At 37.3% G+C, this 16,887-nt stretch carries 21 protein-coding genes; 16 read left to right on the plus strand and 5 right to left on the minus strand.

Going from position 1 to position 16,887, the window contains the following annotated elements:
- Positions 1-24: 24 nt before the first annotated feature.
- Entirely contained in the window at positions 25-525 is a 501-nt protein-coding gene (locus EL194_RS02665) for a YbaK/EbsC family protein (protein WP_003775020.1), read from the minus strand.
- A gap of 149 nt (positions 526-674) precedes the next feature.
- Between EL194_RS02665 and EL194_RS02670 the strand changes: the two genes are divergently transcribed.
- The gene (locus EL194_RS02670) at positions 675-1,982 is read left to right on the plus strand and encodes an MATE family efflux transporter (RefSeq protein ID WP_003775022.1); all 1,308 of its coding nucleotides are present in this window, start codon (positions 675-677) and stop codon (positions 1,980-1,982) included.
- 37 nt (positions 1,983-2,019) lie between these two features.
- A complete protein-coding gene (locus EL194_RS02675; RefSeq protein ID WP_003775023.1) occupies positions 2,020-2,511 on the plus strand; it encodes a GNAT family N-acetyltransferase in 492 nt (163 codons plus the stop codon).
- 20 nt (positions 2,512-2,531) lie between these two features.
- Here EL194_RS02675 and EL194_RS02680 read toward each other — a convergent pair whose 3' ends face one another.
- Positions 2,532-3,029: a YbaK/EbsC family protein gene (locus EL194_RS02680; protein WP_003775025.1), complete on the minus strand. Its 498-nt coding sequence runs from the start codon at positions 3,027-3,029 to the stop codon at positions 2,532-2,534.
- Between the two features lie 145 nt (positions 3,030-3,174).
- Here EL194_RS02680 and EL194_RS02685 point away from each other — a divergent pair, with 145 nt between their 5' ends.
- Together EL194_RS02685 and EL194_RS02690 are read left to right on the plus strand one after the other, a co-directional pair.
- The gene (locus EL194_RS02685) at positions 3,175-4,002 is read left to right on the plus strand and encodes a hypothetical protein (protein ID WP_051009466.1); all 828 of its coding nucleotides are present in this window, start codon (positions 3,175-3,177) and stop codon (positions 4,000-4,002) included.
- 26 nt (positions 4,003-4,028) lie between these two features.
- Positions 4,029-4,811, plus strand: coding sequence for an alpha/beta hydrolase (locus EL194_RS02690; protein ID WP_003775030.1), 783 nt, complete (start codon positions 4,029-4,031; stop codon positions 4,809-4,811).
- A gap of 6 nt (positions 4,812-4,817) precedes the next feature.
- Here EL194_RS02690 and EL194_RS02695 read toward each other — a convergent pair whose 3' ends face one another.
- Positions 4,818-6,140, minus strand: coding sequence for an MATE family efflux transporter (locus EL194_RS02695; RefSeq protein ID WP_003775031.1), 1,323 nt, complete (start codon positions 6,138-6,140; stop codon positions 4,818-4,820).
- Positions 6,141-6,240: 100 nt separating this feature from the next.
- On the opposite strand from EL194_RS02695, the gene EL194_RS02700 reads away from it, so the two are divergent.
- The 12 genes from EL194_RS02700 to EL194_RS02755 all read left to right on the plus strand — a co-directional run bounded on the left by EL194_RS02700 (position 6,241) and on the right by EL194_RS02755 (position 15,840).
- On the plus strand, positions 6,241-6,924 hold the full coding sequence (locus EL194_RS02700; RefSeq protein ID WP_003775034.1) for a YjjG family noncanonical pyrimidine nucleotidase: 684 nt from the start codon (positions 6,241-6,243) through the stop codon (positions 6,922-6,924).
- Positions 6,925-7,193: 269 nt separating this feature from the next.
- On the plus strand, positions 7,194-8,066 hold the full coding sequence (locus tag EL194_RS02705) for an N-acetylneuraminate lyase (protein WP_003775036.1): 873 nt from the start codon (positions 7,194-7,196) through the stop codon (positions 8,064-8,066).
- Positions 8,067-8,077: 11 nt separating this feature from the next.
- Positions 8,078-8,953, plus strand: coding sequence for an ROK family protein (locus tag EL194_RS02710; protein WP_003775037.1), 876 nt, complete (start codon positions 8,078-8,080; stop codon positions 8,951-8,953).
- Between the two features lies 1 nt (position 8,954).
- Positions 8,955-9,776: a MurR/RpiR family transcriptional regulator gene (locus tag EL194_RS02715; RefSeq protein WP_003775039.1), complete on the plus strand. Its 822-nt coding sequence runs from the start codon at positions 8,955-8,957 to the stop codon at positions 9,774-9,776.
- A gap of 197 nt (positions 9,777-9,973) precedes the next feature.
- A complete protein-coding gene (locus tag EL194_RS02720) occupies positions 9,974-11,269 on the plus strand; it encodes an ABC transporter substrate-binding protein (RefSeq protein ID WP_003775042.1) in 1,296 nt (431 codons plus the stop codon).
- 68 nt (positions 11,270-11,337) lie between these two features.
- Positions 11,338-12,234: a carbohydrate ABC transporter permease gene (locus EL194_RS02725; RefSeq protein ID WP_003775043.1), complete on the plus strand. Its 897-nt coding sequence runs from the start codon at positions 11,338-11,340 to the stop codon at positions 12,232-12,234.
- 12 nt (positions 12,235-12,246) lie between these two features.
- Positions 12,247-13,080, plus strand: coding sequence for a carbohydrate ABC transporter permease (locus tag EL194_RS02730; RefSeq protein ID WP_003775049.1), 834 nt, complete (start codon positions 12,247-12,249; stop codon positions 13,078-13,080).
- A gap of 4 nt (positions 13,081-13,084) precedes the next feature.
- Positions 13,085-13,783: an N-acetylmannosamine-6-phosphate 2-epimerase gene (locus EL194_RS02735; protein WP_003775050.1), complete on the plus strand. Its 699-nt coding sequence runs from the start codon at positions 13,085-13,087 to the stop codon at positions 13,781-13,783.
- 14 nt (positions 13,784-13,797) lie between these two features.
- A complete protein-coding gene (locus EL194_RS02740) occupies positions 13,798-14,091 on the plus strand; it encodes a hypothetical protein (RefSeq protein WP_003775052.1) in 294 nt (97 codons plus the stop codon).
- A gap of 112 nt (positions 14,092-14,203) precedes the next feature.
- The gene (locus EL194_RS02745) at positions 14,204-14,701 is read left to right on the plus strand and encodes a DUF3307 domain-containing protein (protein WP_034886736.1); all 498 of its coding nucleotides are present in this window, start codon (positions 14,204-14,206) and stop codon (positions 14,699-14,701) included.
- A gap of 36 nt (positions 14,702-14,737) precedes the next feature.
- Positions 14,738-15,160, plus strand: coding sequence for a GNAT family N-acetyltransferase (locus tag EL194_RS02750; protein WP_003775055.1), 423 nt, complete (start codon positions 14,738-14,740; stop codon positions 15,158-15,160).
- Between the two features lie 71 nt (positions 15,161-15,231).
- Positions 15,232-15,840, plus strand: a complete 609-nt coding sequence (locus EL194_RS02755) for a VanZ family protein (protein ID WP_126345113.1) — start codon at positions 15,232-15,234, stop codon at positions 15,838-15,840.
- 18 nt (positions 15,841-15,858) lie between these two features.
- Here EL194_RS02755 and EL194_RS02760 read toward each other — a convergent pair whose 3' ends face one another.
- Together EL194_RS02760 and EL194_RS02765 are read right to left on the minus strand one after the other, a co-directional pair.
- Entirely contained in the window at positions 15,859-16,275 is a 417-nt protein-coding gene (locus EL194_RS02760; protein WP_013853194.1) for a hypothetical protein, read from the minus strand.
- An 86-nt stretch (positions 16,276-16,361) separates the two neighbouring features.
- A complete protein-coding gene (locus EL194_RS02765; RefSeq protein WP_003775061.1) occupies positions 16,362-16,886 on the minus strand; it encodes a signal peptidase II in 525 nt (174 codons plus the stop codon).
- Position 16,887: the final 1 nt, after the last annotated feature.

Here is a 16,887-nt window from a genome sequence, read left to right on the forward strand (position 1 = left end):
GCTTTCGCATGTGCTATATGATGATTATTCTTTATCCAGTAAAGGAATGTAACGGGGTGTATAACCAAGATGATCAAGGTAACGTTCAAGATCTTTAAATGCAATGGTATACGTAATGGAATTATCATTTGGGTGAATTCCAATTGTATCATCACGATTAATGGCTTCATCCACGATTACGGTAATTTCATGATTTTTATCCGCAATTACGGAAGCTGCAGTAAGGCTTCCAAATTCAACGCCAATTAATTCGCTCATCTCTTCACTGGTAGGGAAGGTTAAGCGTTTGGTTCCAAGTTGAGCTTGTAAGTCTTTTAGATCGGGATGTTTTTCATCATGTGCAAGAATTAAATAGAACTCATGTTCCGTTTTTTTAGGTTTCACAAGAAGATATTTTATTTGTGGTCCAGGAAGCTCGGGGATTTCAACTTCTACTGAAAATATGGGTTCATGATGATCTTCACGATATTCAATATTCAGTTCGTGCAATAAGTCTGTAATCTGTTGTCCGTATTGATTTTTCATTCTATTGCTCCTTTTTCTATTTGTACCTCAATCGTAACGCAAATATAACGTGATTACAAGGAACATTCTTGCTAAGTGGTGTGTCTTGCGATGTAAAATATATCTGCTATACTTATCATTATGCTTAGAAAATAATAGAGGTTTATGATATGCGTAAAGATTTTTATCGCAATGTGTTACCCGCGATGTTTGCGTTCGCATTTTCTGGCTTATATGCCATTGTCGATGGGTGGTTTATTGGTCAAAATGTAGGCGATTTAGGAATTGCTGGAATTAATTTAGCCTATCCGATTACGTCCTTTATACAGGCTTTAGGAACAGGAATTGGGTTAGCGGGTGCGATTCAAATAGCGATTGCACTGGGGTCGAATGATCATGAAGACCAGGCACGTTATCTCAAAACAACGGTATGCTTACTGATCGTTGCTTCCCTTGTAGCTTTTGTTTTACTCTTTAAAACCTACCCACAGATTTTAACGTTTTTTGGAGCGCAAGGACGTCTTTTCGATTATGCAGCCGATTATATTCGAATTATTATCCTTTTCTCAATTTTTCAAATAATGGCAACTGGTTTGGTTCCCATTATCCGTAATTATGGTGGTACCCTCTTCGCGATGGTTGCGATGATAACTGGATTTATAACGAATGTTATTTTGGATGGTTATTTTGTATCCGTTCTTAAGTTAGGAACAGCTGGAGCCGGTTATGCTACAATTATCGGCCAAGCTTTAACCATGCTTTTATGCGTCGGCTACATGTTTAAACACGTGCCATTTGGTGGATCTGAGAAAATCAAAGTTAAAATGAGTTCTGTGGTTCAGGTCCTAAAGGTTTCGTTATCACCTTTTGGATTAATCTTATCCCCCAATCTCATGATTATTGTTTTAAACCAATCTGCCATTCAATATGGTGGTGATATCGCAGCAGCAAGCTATGGTGTCATCTGTTATGTTGTTTTTAGTGTTCAATTATTACTTCATGGAATTGGCGATGGCTGTCAACCTTTAATCAGTCGTTATTATGGTAATGATAGTATGGACAAAGTTCATGAGATTGTATCAATTGCGATTCGATTTGCGTTAGGGGTTGCACTGACATGTATGGTAATTCTATACAGTTTAAGATTTATGATTCCTGGATTTTTTGGTGCATCAGAAGAAGTTGCCTTGATGATTGCGGAAGTCATGCCATTATTCTTATTAGGATTAATTCCGATTGCATTTCTTCGTGTTTCCACATCTTACGCCTATGCAACGCGAGACAACCATACTGCTTATCGTCTGATCTACAGTGAACCTATTTTGACCACAGTTCTTCTACTATGGGTGTTACCGGGTATGTTTGGATTAAAAGGTGTTTGGCTTTCTGTCCCACTCGCTCAATACTGTGTTTTAATGTACTCAATAGTGGTGTATTGGAAACAGGTAAAGCAATACAAACACGATTTTCACGTATAATCCAACTGAATTTGATATGATAGCGGTGAGGTGAATTATGGAACTCAAAACACACAAATGTATTATTAGACCCTTTTGTAGGGAAGATTTTAATTATGCGAAAACATGGCTTAAAGACTCCACGGTCATGCAGTTTATTGAACCGGTAATGGATGATGAAACCATCAAAGGATTTCTAAAGACATATTGTTTAATTGATAATCCTCCCTTATTTGCGATTGAAGATCGTGAGAGCCAAGAAGCGATTGGACATGTGATTTTTCATGAATTGGAAACTGAGGATGTCGGTGACGACCTTAAAACGTATGAAATGGGTTGGCTTTTACGTCAGAGTGCCCAGAAACAGGGAATTGGTCGTGAAGTCAGTGAGGCCCTTATTGAGTACGGTTTTAGAACTTTAGCCTTGAAACGAATTGTTGCTTATTCCATCCCACATAATACATCTGCCATTCATTTATTGACAGATCTCGGATTTACCGTAAAGATGCAAGATCATGAAATGATTGAGTTTGAACTTGTATATCATTAAAAAGACCTCCTAGGAGGTCTTTATTTTTGTTTTAACTCAAGATAGCGTGGTGTATACCCAAGGTGCTCGAGGTATTTCTCTACATCACGAACTTGTAAAGTTAAGGTGATGGTGTTGTTGTTGGCGAGAAGGCCGATGGTATCATCACGATCAATCGCGGTATCAAAAATTGGTGTGACTTTGTGGTCTGTATCCGCTATGAGTGAAAGCAAGGTCAAGGAGCCAAACTCAATGCCTAATAAATCTTTCATTGCCTCATTCGAAGGAAATGAAAGACGCTTAGTTCCTAGGTCTTGTGCAAGTTGTTTTAAATCAGGATGTGTTTCATCGTGAGCGACGACTAAGTAATATTCATCCGTTTTCTTAGGTTGTAATAGTAAATATTTTACTTGTGGACCTGGAATATCGAGATCATCGGATTCAACGGAAAAAATTGGTTTATGATGATCTTCCCGGTAAGAAATGTCGAGTTCATGGAGTAAATGATAGATTTCTTCTTGATATGGTTGTGGATTCATAAAAACCCCTCCTGTTTCTTTATAATCATCATAATTGATTTTGAAACAGGTTTCAAGGCAGAACCATGCAAGTATGATAAATGCGTGAACTCATTGCTTTTAAAACGTGCCTAAGCTATTATTTTCTTACATATTGGAGGACGTTATGAAAAAAATATATGGAATCATCCTGGTTATGTTAAGTCTTGTGCTAGTGGGGTGTGGCACGAATTCGCAAGGGTCGGGACAAAAAGCAATTGACGCTTTTTTTGCGGGTAAAACTTATACAGCCTATATCTCAAGCATGGAGTCATCGAGTGAATTGGATACTTATTTAAATCCATTGGATTATGCCTATGGGAATATGGATGATCTTAATGGTCGTGTTTACTATAAAGAAAATACGGATGGAGATTTGGTAGTTGGTACCGTGACGATTTTAAACGGTCAAAACCTAAGAACTGAAAAGATTCACATATTGAGCCACCGTAAGAATCCAGATGGAGTTTTTGTCACTGAAAATATTAAAAAATCAAATGAAATTGCCTTAAAGAAACTGACAGAGAAACCACCCTTTTCGACGAGTTATGAGTTTCTTGAGTTGAAGAATGGTAAGCGTGTCTTACTTCAATACGATGAAGACACGAATTATGTAGACTCAATCTATATGTTTGACGAACTGATGGATCACTTATTAAACATCTCACTGTCAAAGAGTGATTTTGAAGATGTTATCGATTTAACAAAAACAAGAGGAGGCATTATTCGATCTTTAGATCGTGATGCTCTGAAGGAACTGCTTCAAGATGAGAACAATCCATTTTGGGATGTTCTAAATAAAAATATTAAGGCAAGCCGTGATTCGTTTACAAGCTCTGATCAAAGTGAAACAAACTCAAATGGTATTCAACGTTATTTCGTAGCAGATAATGGTAAAACCGTTGAAGGATGGAAAGAATTCTTAGGTGGTTTTGACGTTAAAAATATCGACTAGTATTTAAAATAGAAAAGAGGGGTTCTATGGGAAAAAGCGGTGAGATGGTCGATGGCACAATCTATTCACCATCATTAGGATTTGATTGGAATTACAGTGCTTACTGTCCATATTTAGATGGTGAGGCATCAATCAGTACGCTCCCTGTTGTTTATTTATTACACGGGGCAACTGGAAACCATCGTAATATGACGGAACGGTTTTTATTGCCGGAATTTCTGGATGAATGTATGGAACTGGGTGAATGTCGTAAATGTGTTGTGATTTTTGTAGATGGCTTTAACTCGTTTTATCTAAACAGTCGTTGTTTTCAAATGGAGACGGCCGTGATCGAAGATCTCATTCCGACGCTTGAAGCACGTTTAGAGCTTAAGCCTACCCGAGACAAGCGCTTTATTGGTGGTTTATCTATGGGAGGTTATGGCGCAAGTAATTTAGCTTTACGCTATCCTGAGTATTTTTCAAAGGTAATGGCTTTATCACCTGCAGTTTGGTATTCCATGACACCCTCTACCGTAACTTATGAGTGGCATGTATTCCGAGATCAAAATGATGTATTTGATCATGAACTTTGGAATCGCCAACATCCAAGTGCAAGTCTTGCGTCATACCAATCAAAAAACCTACCTGTGTCTTTTTTGGTTATGACAGGCGGAATGGATGACGCCGTTTCGATTTCAGAAGTAAAACGCTTTGTCACCGATTTACAAGCCTATACAGAGGTGGATGTTCATTATCTTGATGATGGAGACCACTCTTGGCCTTTTTGGGAGTATGGCACCTATTATGCGTTTAAACATTTTTTCTAAAACAGCCTAGGCTGTTTTTTTATAGTGTTTAAAAAGGATTAATGAAACGACTAGGGTAAGCAATTCGTACGTTAGGGGAGCAAACCAAATCCCGCTTGCACCGAATAAGTAAGGAAGGATGATTACACACAGCGCTACAAGAAGATAGCCACGCATCATTGAAATAAGCATTGCCGGACGAATACGTTCCAGCGCAGCAAAATAGCCGGCTAAGACAATATTAATTCCCGATAGAAGGAATCCAAAACTAAAGATCGGTAATGCTTCAACCGCAAGGTTGAAAGGTTCGATGTTCTTTGCATCAATAAAGCCACTTACAAGGACTTTTGGAAAAGCCTGACAAAGGATGAAGAACCCAAGTCCACACAACACACTGACAAAAAGTGCATCGTTTAAAATCCAATTAATAAGTTTTGGTTGTTTTTGACCGTGATAGTAACTGATTAAGGGTTGTATACCTTGATTGATTCCAATCATGGTAACCGTAACCAGATTGGTTAGATACATTAAGACTCCAAAGGCCGCAAGCCCATTGGATCCAAAATAGAAGGCAACTCCAAGGTTAAAGACAAAGGTAATAAATCCAGAAGAAAGTTCTGTTAAGGCATCAGGAATTCCAATTTGAATCATTTTTATGAGAGTCTGAAAATTCCAAGTAGGCTTGATAAATTTTAGGGTTGATTTAGAAGATAGGAAATACGATAAAAAGAAGATAAAGCCGAAGACTTGCGCAATCCCTGTCGCAATTGCCGCACCTTGAATGCCCCATTGAAACTGAATTACAAAAAGATAATCCAGGATAATGTTCACAAAGGCACTTAAGATGATACCCAGCAACGATAAACCAGGAGCACCATCGGCTTTAACCAATACCTCAAGGTAATAGGTCAACATAAAGAATGGACTAAATAGGATCATCATACTTAGGTATTGAGAAACAGAGTGCATGGTATCAGGTGTTGCCCCTAACAAAAGAATTAAGGAGTCACGGAATAGACCCATAAGTATGGCTAAGGCCAAAGCGAAAAGCCCTAAAAACCAGAAACCCAGTGAGAAGATGACGTTACTTTCATAGAGGTTCTTTTTACCGAAGTAATAGGTGATGCGGGTTGATGCACCGACCGCAATCATTAAGGCAAACGCAAAAATCATATTGATGTAAGGCATTGAAAGGTTTACGGAGGCTAAAGCTTGTGGTCCGACGCCTTTACCGACAAACATCCCATCAACCATGGTATATAAAGAAAAAAAGATCATCGCTCCGATTGAGGGAAGGATGTAACGGGCGAGATTGTGACGCAATTGCTTGCGTGTGGTTATTGTATTCATAAAAGACCTCCGAGATTCTACTTTGAAACGTTGAATTTAAGCTCATCATATCATGTTTGTCTTTAATGTATGATAGAATAAAGAGGATTTGGAGGACATTATGACATATACTACATTACTATTTGATATTGATAATACCTTGTTAAATTTTAAGGAATCTGAAACGATTGCGCTTAAACAACTTTTTGAAACGTTAAAGGTACCGTATACCAAAGAAGTCTTGGATTACTACTATGATGTGAACCATAAGTTATGGGAAGCACATGAACGTGGTGAGATTAATCAACAAACCATTCTTGACGAGCGCTTTGGTGTCTCCCTAGCATCTTTTAATTTACCGTATACAGGTCGTGAGATGGATCAAATGTTTCGAACACTGATTGAAGAAAATAATATCTTTATGCCTGGTGCAATGGAATTACTGGAGGCAGTCAAGGATGACTATCGTTTAGGCATTGTGACCAATGGGATTACGGATACACAATATAAACGACTGGATCACGCAAACATTCGTGATTGGTTTGGTCATATCTTTATTTCTCAAGAACTTGGGTATGCGAAACCGATGATTGAGTTTTTTGAGATTGTCGCCAAAGAAATGCAACCGTTTAATCCTGCAGAAACAATTGTATTGGGTGATAATATTAAAGCAGATGTTTATGGTGCGATGAATGCGGGACTTACTGGATGTTGGTATAACCCTGAAGGGAAAGCCAACTCAACAGATATTAAACCGGATTTTGAGATTAATAATTTGCTTGATTTCCTTGATATTATTAAATAAGAACGTAACGATAAAAAATATATTTACGAAAATGATTTTAATGAAAATAATTTTCGATTGAATTCAAAATTTAAAAAACAAACAGAAGAACCACTATAAAGTGGTTCTTTTTATATTTGGTAATCATTTACAAAGTTAAAGATAGTATACACTGCGTTGTAAGGGCTTACGCAAACGGTATTTGTTTTCAATAAATCATCTTGATTAAAACAATTTTCGATGCTATACTCCAAATGTAAGCGATACCAAGATAATCGCAGAGGTGGAAAATGAAAAAACTATATTCAGCATTACTGGTTGCCTTTGATGAAAACGGGGATCTTTCCGAACAAGGATTACGTGAAATTGTCCGTTACAATATCGATCATAATAAAGTCGATGGGCTTTATGTCGGGGGAAGTACGGGGGAAAACTTCTTAATCTCTACGGAAGAGAAAAAACGTATCTTCGAGATTGCCTTTGAAGAAACTCAAGGTGCTTGTGATTTAATTGCGCAAGTAGGTTCCACAAACCTTAAAGAAGCAAAAGAATTGGCTCGATTTGTAACTGATCTCGGATATAAAACGATCTCAGCCGTTACGCCTTTCTATTACAAATTTGATTTCGAGGAAGTTAAAAACTACTACAACCGCATTTTAGAAGATATCGATACTGAAATGATTATTTATTCAATTCCTTATCTAACCGGTGTATCCCTTTCATTGGATCAATTTGCAGAGCTCTTTGAAAACGAGAAAATTAAGGGTGTTAAGTTTACGGCAGCAGATTTCTATCTTCTTGAACGTATGCGCACAACATTCCCAGAAAAATTAATTTATGCAGGTTTTGATGAGATGTTGTTGCCAGCATGTGCATTGGGTGTTGATGGTGCAATTGGTTCAACCTTTAATGTGAATGCATTAAAAGCTCGTCAAACCATGGATGCCGTGGATGCAGGGGATTTAAAAACTGCATTACAACTCCAAAAAGAAACTAACGATTTAATCAGTGCGGTCTTAGATAATGACCTATATAACACATTAAAATTAATTTTAGCGGAGGAAGGGGTTCATGCAGGTATTTGTCGCGAACCGATGAAAGCACCTCAAGATGCACAACGTAAACGTGCAATTGAAATTCACCGGATGTATGTAAAGGCATAAGGAGGTTTGTCATGAAGCGTTACCGTTGCATTGATATCGGAGGCACATCGATAAAACATGCATGTTATAACGAGTTGGGTGAGGCGTTAACTGAAACTGAAACCCTTTCTGTAAAACAAACAGCCGGTAATCATGAAATTGTTGATACCTTGCATCAAATTTTAAAGCAGGATTTAGATGTCGATGGTGTTGCGATTTCAACGGCCGGTGTTGTGGATTTAGAAACCGGATCGATTCAATATGCGGGGTATACCATTCCTGATTACACGGGAACCCCGCTTAAAGAAATTATCGAATCAACCTATCACATTCCATGTTTCGTAGAGAATGATGTGAATTGTGCCTGTATGGGTGAGTATTGGCAAGGTGCTGCACGTGGTGCATCGTCGGTGGTATGCCTTACCATTGGTACAGGGGTTGGTGGTGCATTAATGTTTGAAGGAAATCTTTGGCATGGTGCAAGCGGTACGGCAGGGGAAGTCGGGTACATTCCAATAAAGAACGCATATTTTCAAGATTTAGCGTCCACAACCGCATTGGTCGAAGATGTGATGAAACATCATCCCAGTGATCAAATATTTGATGGACGATTGGTAATTGCCAATGCAAAAAGAGGGGATCTTATTTGCCAACAAGCACTTACACGATTTGTAGATCATTTAGTTCAAGGTCTTGCTACCATTCAATACTTAATCAACCCCGAGGTAATTGTCCTTGGTGGGGGAATTATGGCACAGCAAGCTTATCTTGAACCGATGATCAAAGCTGCACTTGAAGAAACCATGATCCCATCCTTTAATACCGCAAACATCCAGTTTGCAAAACTTAAAAACGATGCGGGCATGGTTGGTGCGCTCTATCACTTTTTAAGAAGAAAGGAAGGATAACATGGATATCCTCGATGAAATACAAAAACAATATGTCAATTTTTCTCAGAAAGAGAAACAAATTGCCATGTACATTCTGCAAAAAAATAATGAAATTAAAAATATAAATATTGGCAAACTGGCAGAACAAACGGGAACTTCCAGTGCAACGATTACACGCTTTTGTCGCAAAATTGGGTGTGAGAGTTTTGTTGATATGAAAATTCAAATTTCTGCAGCAGAACAAGATGGGATACCACTTGAGTCTTCGGATATCTTTGATAGTGTTTATTCTTACTACAATCGCGTGATTGATCGTACAAAGAAAAACATCGACAAAGAAGAGTTGGAACGTGTAATTACAGCTTTAAAAGATGCTCAGAGAATCTTTATCTATGGCGTTGGGAGTTCAGGGCTCACAGCGATGGAAATGACGCAACGATTATTACGTATGGGGTTCAATGTCTCCGGTATTACCGATTCCCATATGATGTTGATTAATTCAACCATTACCAAAGAAAAAGATCTTGTAATTGGTATCTCCACATCGGGGAAAACAATTGAAGTACTTAATGCTGTAAAGACAGCTAAAAATAATGGATCAAAAATATTATCCATGACCAGTTTCTCAGAAAGTGAATTAGCGCATATTAGTGATTACCAAATGTTTGTATACAACAGTTTATTTATCGACAACAAACGTTTTGTGAATTCACAGTTTGCGATTATGTATCTTGTTGATATTATCTCCATGAAATTATTGGAAGATGATCAATACAGTTATGTTATGAGTCAAACTGTGGATGCGATTATAAAAAAAGCAAATGAAAAAATGGAAGAATAAGGTAATTTAAAGCCGTTTTTTACGAAAACTGTTTTAATAAAAGCAAAATCTAAACTGTGTTTACGAAAATGAATTTCATGAATTATGAAATTGTAAATAATTTTATGAAAACGCTTGCAAAGATACAAATAGATGCTATTATGAAATTACGTACAGCATATTCAAATGCTTGATATGCATGTTAGAGGAGGAAAAGCATGAAACGATTTACGAAAGGTGTTATCACAACAGCAGCATTAGCGTTGTTGTTGACAGGATGTGGTAAGAAGAAAGATTCTGAAGAAGTAACCATTAAATATTGGAACTTCCCAAACTTTACCAATGATCAAGAATTTCCAGATTCAGCAGATTACGATGCAGCGCTTATTAAAGCATTTGAGGAAAAAAACCCAACCATTAAGGTTGATTACCAAAAAATTGACTTTACAGATGGTCCTGCAAAAGTTGAAACCGCAATTCAATCAAAAACAAATCCTGATGTAATCTATGATGCTCCAGGTCGTGTTATTGACTGGGCTTCAAAAGGATACCTCAAAGAATTTGCAGATGTTGATACAAAACAACTTGATGCATCAGCAGTAAAAGCAAGTAGTCTTGATAATAAACTCTATCTTTACCCACAAGGGATTGCACCGTTCTTAATGGCTGTAAATACCAATGTAACAGATAAGTTAGGAATCACAGATTTACTTCCATTAGATAAAGAAGATAATCCAGGACGTAATTGGACTGTTGATGAATTTGAAACATTCTTAAAAGCAGTTAAAGAAAAAGATCCAGAAATGATTCCGACATTACTTTATGCGAAATCAGCTGCAGGGGATCAAGGTCCTCGTGCCTTTGTTTCAAACTTATACGGCTCATGGATTACAGATGAAGCAATCTCAGAATATACCATTAATAACGAACAAGGTGTTAAAGGTCTAGAATGGGTAGCTAAAGCTTCAAAAGAGGGATTACTTGGAAGTGGACAAGGTCTTGAATCAAAAGATGGTCAAGAATACTTCAAATCCAATAAAACCGCAATTTCAATTCTTTCATCTCCAGGACTTCGTACACAACACATGCAAGGTTCAGACATGAATGCACGTTTCTTACCTTATCCAAATGATGCGAAAGCACCTAAATATGAATTCTTAGTTGCAGGTCCAGCCGTATTTGACAACGGTGATGATGCGAAAGCAGCAGCAGCTCAAAAATTCGCAGACTTCATGATCAATGATGAAGTATGGGGTAAACGTACACTTCTTGCAACAGGAAACTTCTCAGCACAACAAGGTCAAACTGGATTATATGATGATGCAGAACTTAAATTCGCAGAATCACTAACACCTCAATTTGGTCCTTACTACAATACCATTGAAGGTTATGCAAAAATGCGTCCTTACTGGTTCCCAATGTTACAATCTGTAATGAGTGGTGAAGCAGAACCGAAAGCCGCAGCGGATGCATTTGTAGAAAAAGCAAATAATACAATAAAAGAAGCACAATAGGTTATCAATCATAGTGATGGGAGATGGATGTTTGTTTCATCTCCCATTTTTATTAGAAGGGGATATGTATGAAGGCATTAAAACAGAAAATTAAAAAGAAGCATATTGATACAAGTGGATATTTATTCTTACTCCCTGCATTGTTATTCTTCGTGACATTCGTTTTATATCCCATGGTCAAAGGGATCTACTTATCATTTTTCAGATTTAGAGGACGTAACCAGGTCTTCTATGGACTCAATCATTACGCAAACTTAATGCATGATGATATATTCTTAAAATCAATGCGTAATACAGCAGTTATTACCTTGGTTGCTGTTCCAATTGTGGTAATGTTGGCACTGTTTATCGCAATTCATATTTATAATAAACACGCTGCAGTTCGTTCGTTCTTTAGAGGTGTATTCTATATTCCTGCAATCTCATCCGTTGTATCCATTACAGTTGTTTGGTTATGGATTTATAACCCTGATTTTGGAATCTTGAACTATATCCTAAAAAATGTAGGACTCATTAGTGAAAATGTACAATGGCTTGGAAACTCTAAGACCGCAATCTATGCAATTATTGCAGTTCTGATTACCACAAGTCTTGGACAACCCATTATTCTTTATGTCGCAGCTTTAGGAAACGTTCCAGAAGAGTTATTGGAATCAGCACGTATCGATGGTGCTGGGAACTGGGTTATTTTTAGAAAAATAATCTGGCCACTGATCAAACCAACCACACTTTATATTGTGGTCACCACGACCATTAACAGCTTCCAAATTTTCTCACTGATTCAATTAATGACAGCCGGAGGACCAAACTACTCTACCTCAACCGTAATGTATCTGGTTTATGAAACGGCGATTATTCTACAAGAATATGGAAAGGCGTCAGCGATGGGGGTTATTCTTGCGGTAATTATCGCAATTATCTCAACTCTACAATTCAAATTCTTGTCCGATGACGTTAATTATTAGGGGGGAACATATATGAAGTTTAAAAAATTTGGACTCTTTAATATCATTTCAATGATATTCTTAGTCGCACTCACAATATTCTTTATCTTTCCATTTTACTGGATTGCATCCGGTTCATTTAAATTACAAGATGTTGCGATCGCATTGCCACCCGAGTGGTTTCCTTTAAATCCAACATTTGATAACTATAAATTATTACTACAACCACTAACCGCTCGCTGGTTCTTTAACTCAGTCTTTGTGTCCTTAACCACAACTTTGTTAGTGTGTACAACGGCTTCGCTTGCTGGATATGCCTTAGCGAAGAAAAAATTCCCTGGGGTTAAGCTGATCTTCGCAATCTTTATTGCTGCGATGGCTCTACCGAAACAGGTAATCTTAATACCACTTCTACGTTTCATAACTGAACTTGGGTTAATGGATACCTATGCAGCTTTAATTCTTCCAGCAGTTGGATGGCCCTTTGGTGTCTTCTTAATGAAACAGTTCTCTCATGCAGTTCCAGATTCTTTGTTAGAATCTGCGGACATTGATGGCTGTAGTGAAATTAAGAAATTCTGGCACATTGTGCTTCCAATTGTGAAGCCAGGAATTGGTGCACTTGCAATCTTTACCTTTATTTCAAGTTGGAATGATTACTTCTCACAACTTGTCTTTACAAACTCGGAAGTTATGAAGACACTTCCATTAGGCCTTGCTTCCATGGCACAGTCTGCAGAGTTCTCATTAAACTACGGACTTCTAATGGCAGGGGCATTACTTGCATCCTTACCGATGATTGTTGTGTTCCTCTGTTTCCAAAGCTTCTTTACACAAGGTGTTACAGTAGGTGCTGTGAAAGGATAAGCATATGAAAAAGCATAGTATTTTTAAACAACTCGAGAAGGGTCTTGTCGTTTCATGTCAAGCACTTCCCGATGAACCACTTTATCGTGAAGAGGGTGGGATCATGGTTTTAATGGCTCAAGCAGCAGTCCGTGCGGGTGCCGTAGGGATCCGCGCACAAGGGGTTACAGATATCAAACAAATTAAAGATGCTGTAGAACTTCCAGTAATTGGGCTCATTAAAAAACCTTATCCAAATTATCAACAGTATATCACGGTAACAATGGCTGAAATTGATGCACTTGTTGAAACGGGCTGTGATATCATTGCACTTGATGCAACCTTAAGACCAAGAGGTGATGGGAAATCCATCGAAGCCTTTATTCATGAAATTAAAACAAAATATCCAAATTGTATTTTAATGGGTGATATTTCAACGTTAGAAGAAGGGATACATTGTGAAGCAATCGGTATGGACTGTGTGGGCACAACACTTAGTGGCTATACGGATTATTCACCACAACAAGAAGGACCGGATTACCAACTTATGGTAGATCTAGTACAACAGTTGTCGATACCAGTGATTGCGGAAGGAAGAATACATTCTCCCGAAGCAGCACGTAAGGCTATTGAATGTGGTGTACATTGTGTTACTGTAGGGGGTGCAATTACGCGACCTCAAGAAATAACAAATCGCTTTGTGAAAGCGATGAACGATAACTAGAAGGAGTTGGTTTGATGACTTTAAGTCAATTAATTATTGGGTGGTTCTATTACGGTATTGTATTTATGGGTTTATCCGTATTAGCGACATTCCTCTTAAATAAAGTAACGACAAAGCGATGGTTACCCCCCTTAATTATTAATGCGGTAGCGATTCTCTTGCTTTTAGGACTTGCAGCGAAGGGACTTGTACCACCAAACCAACAAGCTTATGCACTTTACTTTATTTATATGCCTGTTGTTGCCGCAAGTGTCTTGTATAATGGATCCCTTGTCGCAATACAACGCATTCGTATTTTTATGAAATAATTCTCCTAAAAAGGCAAAGTCACCATTTGCCTTTTTTATTTGTAAAAAATACTTGATATTCTAAAATCATTTCATGTATACTCTAATGAAGTGGGAACGAATGGAGAAGGTTATGATTAATTTATTTTTGTATTTTGCCATTCTACATATACTTGCGGATTTTCATCTACAATCCAATAAAATGTTTGAGAACAAGAGCTCATCATTTTCATGGTTAATTGCACATATTAGTGTCCATGCGATTGTATTTGGAATGTTTGCGTTTATGTTTGATGGAGAAGCCTGGATTTATGTAGCAGCCATGGTTTTTGTTCACTTTATCTTAGAGTTGATGAAAGCAATCATCATTCAATGTGAATTTAAAGGTGTTTGTAATCGTCTAGAGCTTGTGGAAGTGATCAGTCAATTGGTTCATTTTGGAGTGCTTTATGCATTCTCTAGTTATTTATTTAGACATCAGTTCTTCTTGGAAATTACGCAAATGCATACTGTATTTGGAATGGATGCAACCGTTGGTTTAAGTGTTGTGGTGGCTGTTTTAATGCTTACACGACCTGTACATGTTTTATTTAAAATTAAAAAAGGTTCACTTGAACTTGTGAACATCTAACAGGCTTATGTCTGTTTTTTTTAAAGGAGTCTTAGAATGATACGAAAAACTCAGTTGGATGATTTACCTGTAATTTGGGAATTAATGAATGACTTGGAATGTACTGAATTTCCTTATGAATTATTTTGTGATGCATTTGAAGCTGTGTATTCCAATCCATATATGCATATGTTTGTCTATGAGGCAAATAAGACGGTTTTAGGCTGTTTAAATATGAGAATTGATGTCCAACTCCATCACAGTGGTTTCATCGCAGAAATCAACGATTTTGTCATGAATGCAAGTTGTCGTGGTAAAGGATACGGATCTGCATTATTAAATCATGCGGAAGCCTATGCAATCGAAAAAGGTGCATTACAACTTGAGCTGACAACCAACAAAAATCGCATCCGTGCTCATGAATTTTATACAGCTCATGGCTTTGAATCAACACACTATAAATTTGTGAAAATGCTTTAGTTTTTACGCGTTGGTCTATTGGAATAGATGTGATACAATGACAGTCAACGTAACCCGTAAAGGAGTCTTTGGTGATCATATTAATGAGTACATGGTTGGACGCGATTCGCAATGGTCCTGTTCAACTGAATACTGGAATTTATCTCTACATTGCTTTATTTGTTGTATGTTATTTTACTTATTTTAGAAAACAAGAGCGTAACGAAAGTGCCATCAACATACTTCTCTTTATTTACTTTTGTGGTGTCTTTGAGGTAGCGTTGTTACCCATCCCGATGAACGATAAACAAATTCTTGCAAATCAAGCCCTTAAGTTTGGACTAAATTATAATACACAACCTTTTTTTATTGATCTTTTTGTAAGCCAATATTCCAGTTATATGGATTATCTTATTCCAAATATTGTGATGTTAGTACCGTTTGGATTTCTTATGAATTATAAACTTAAAAAACCGAGTTTTTTAAAGATTGTGCTTTTAAGTATGACCTTCTCCTTGTGTATTGAAATGACACAACTTATGATGCAGTTAACGCTGTATACACGTCGTGTTGCGGATATTAATGATCTTCTGTCCAATACCTTTGGAGGAATGCTTGGGTGGTCCTTGTACATGCTATGTGCTCCTGCAATTGAAAAAATCTTCGCTCTTATACCCGAACGAAGATCTCATAATATTTAGACGCATTGCGTCTTTTTTTTATTGCATGTGATGCAAATCGTTAACAATACCGCGAACACTATGAATTAAACCATCAAGTTTTGAAAGGGCATTGTTTATTTTTGTTTGAACCATATAATCCGCAAAAAACCCATCCATAAAATAATCTGCAAAGGTCCAGAAACCATTCAAATCACCTAAGTCATCAAAGGTACCATGCACATCCCGTAATTCTTTACTAAATCGTTGAAGTAGAAACTGTGCATCATTCATATGTTGTTTTGCTTCATTAATACGGTTATGTTTGATCATCGTCACAAACATCCCACCACCAAACATATCAAAAAGTCCCCAGTCTGATGCTTTCTTTAATTGAGCACGAGATTGCTCCAGTTGATAGAGCAGTTGTTCTCCAGCACTGATTGCTTCGCGTATTTCTATGTTTTGTTGTGTCATAACCATGCCTCCATGTTGTATAGCTTGAGTATACCGTTAAAGCATAATGGTAGGCATGAAGTGGGCTTAATCGACGTATAATCGTCCTAATTGACCCGATTTCGTAAGAATATAATCTCGGACAAGCGTCCTTCATGATTGATAAGCATCGCACCGACAAGAGAAATTAACCCCACATCTAAGAAAACATCTTTAAGATCAAAAGAAAATTGAGATAAGGATTGTGTCGTGTATTGAATCCAGTTGAGTGATCCACCCCATAATGTTTGATCGAGAATCGAGGCTAAGGTAGCACTGGTAATGAGTGCAACACTAATACGATAATGACTGTCTAAACGTCGATTATCAATCCCGATATGATAGATTAAGTACATGATGATAATAATAAACAGGGCAATACGCATGAGTAAGATAAAATGCGCTGAAAAAGTTAGATTAAACGTATCTTTCATAAAATGATTTATCCAACTTAAATCTTGACTGAATTGTGGATGGATTTGTAGTGAATCTCCCCACAGATATAGTGTCGATTGATTTAAGGTTGATGCAACATAATACTTACTTCCTTGATCAACAATTAGAAAGCTTAATACCCATAGCATTGTTTTCATA

It is taken from the genome of Erysipelothrix rhusiopathiae (assembly GCF_900637845.1).
GTDB lineage: Bacteria > Bacillota_I > Bacilli_A > Erysipelotrichales > Erysipelotrichaceae > Erysipelothrix > Erysipelothrix rhusiopathiae.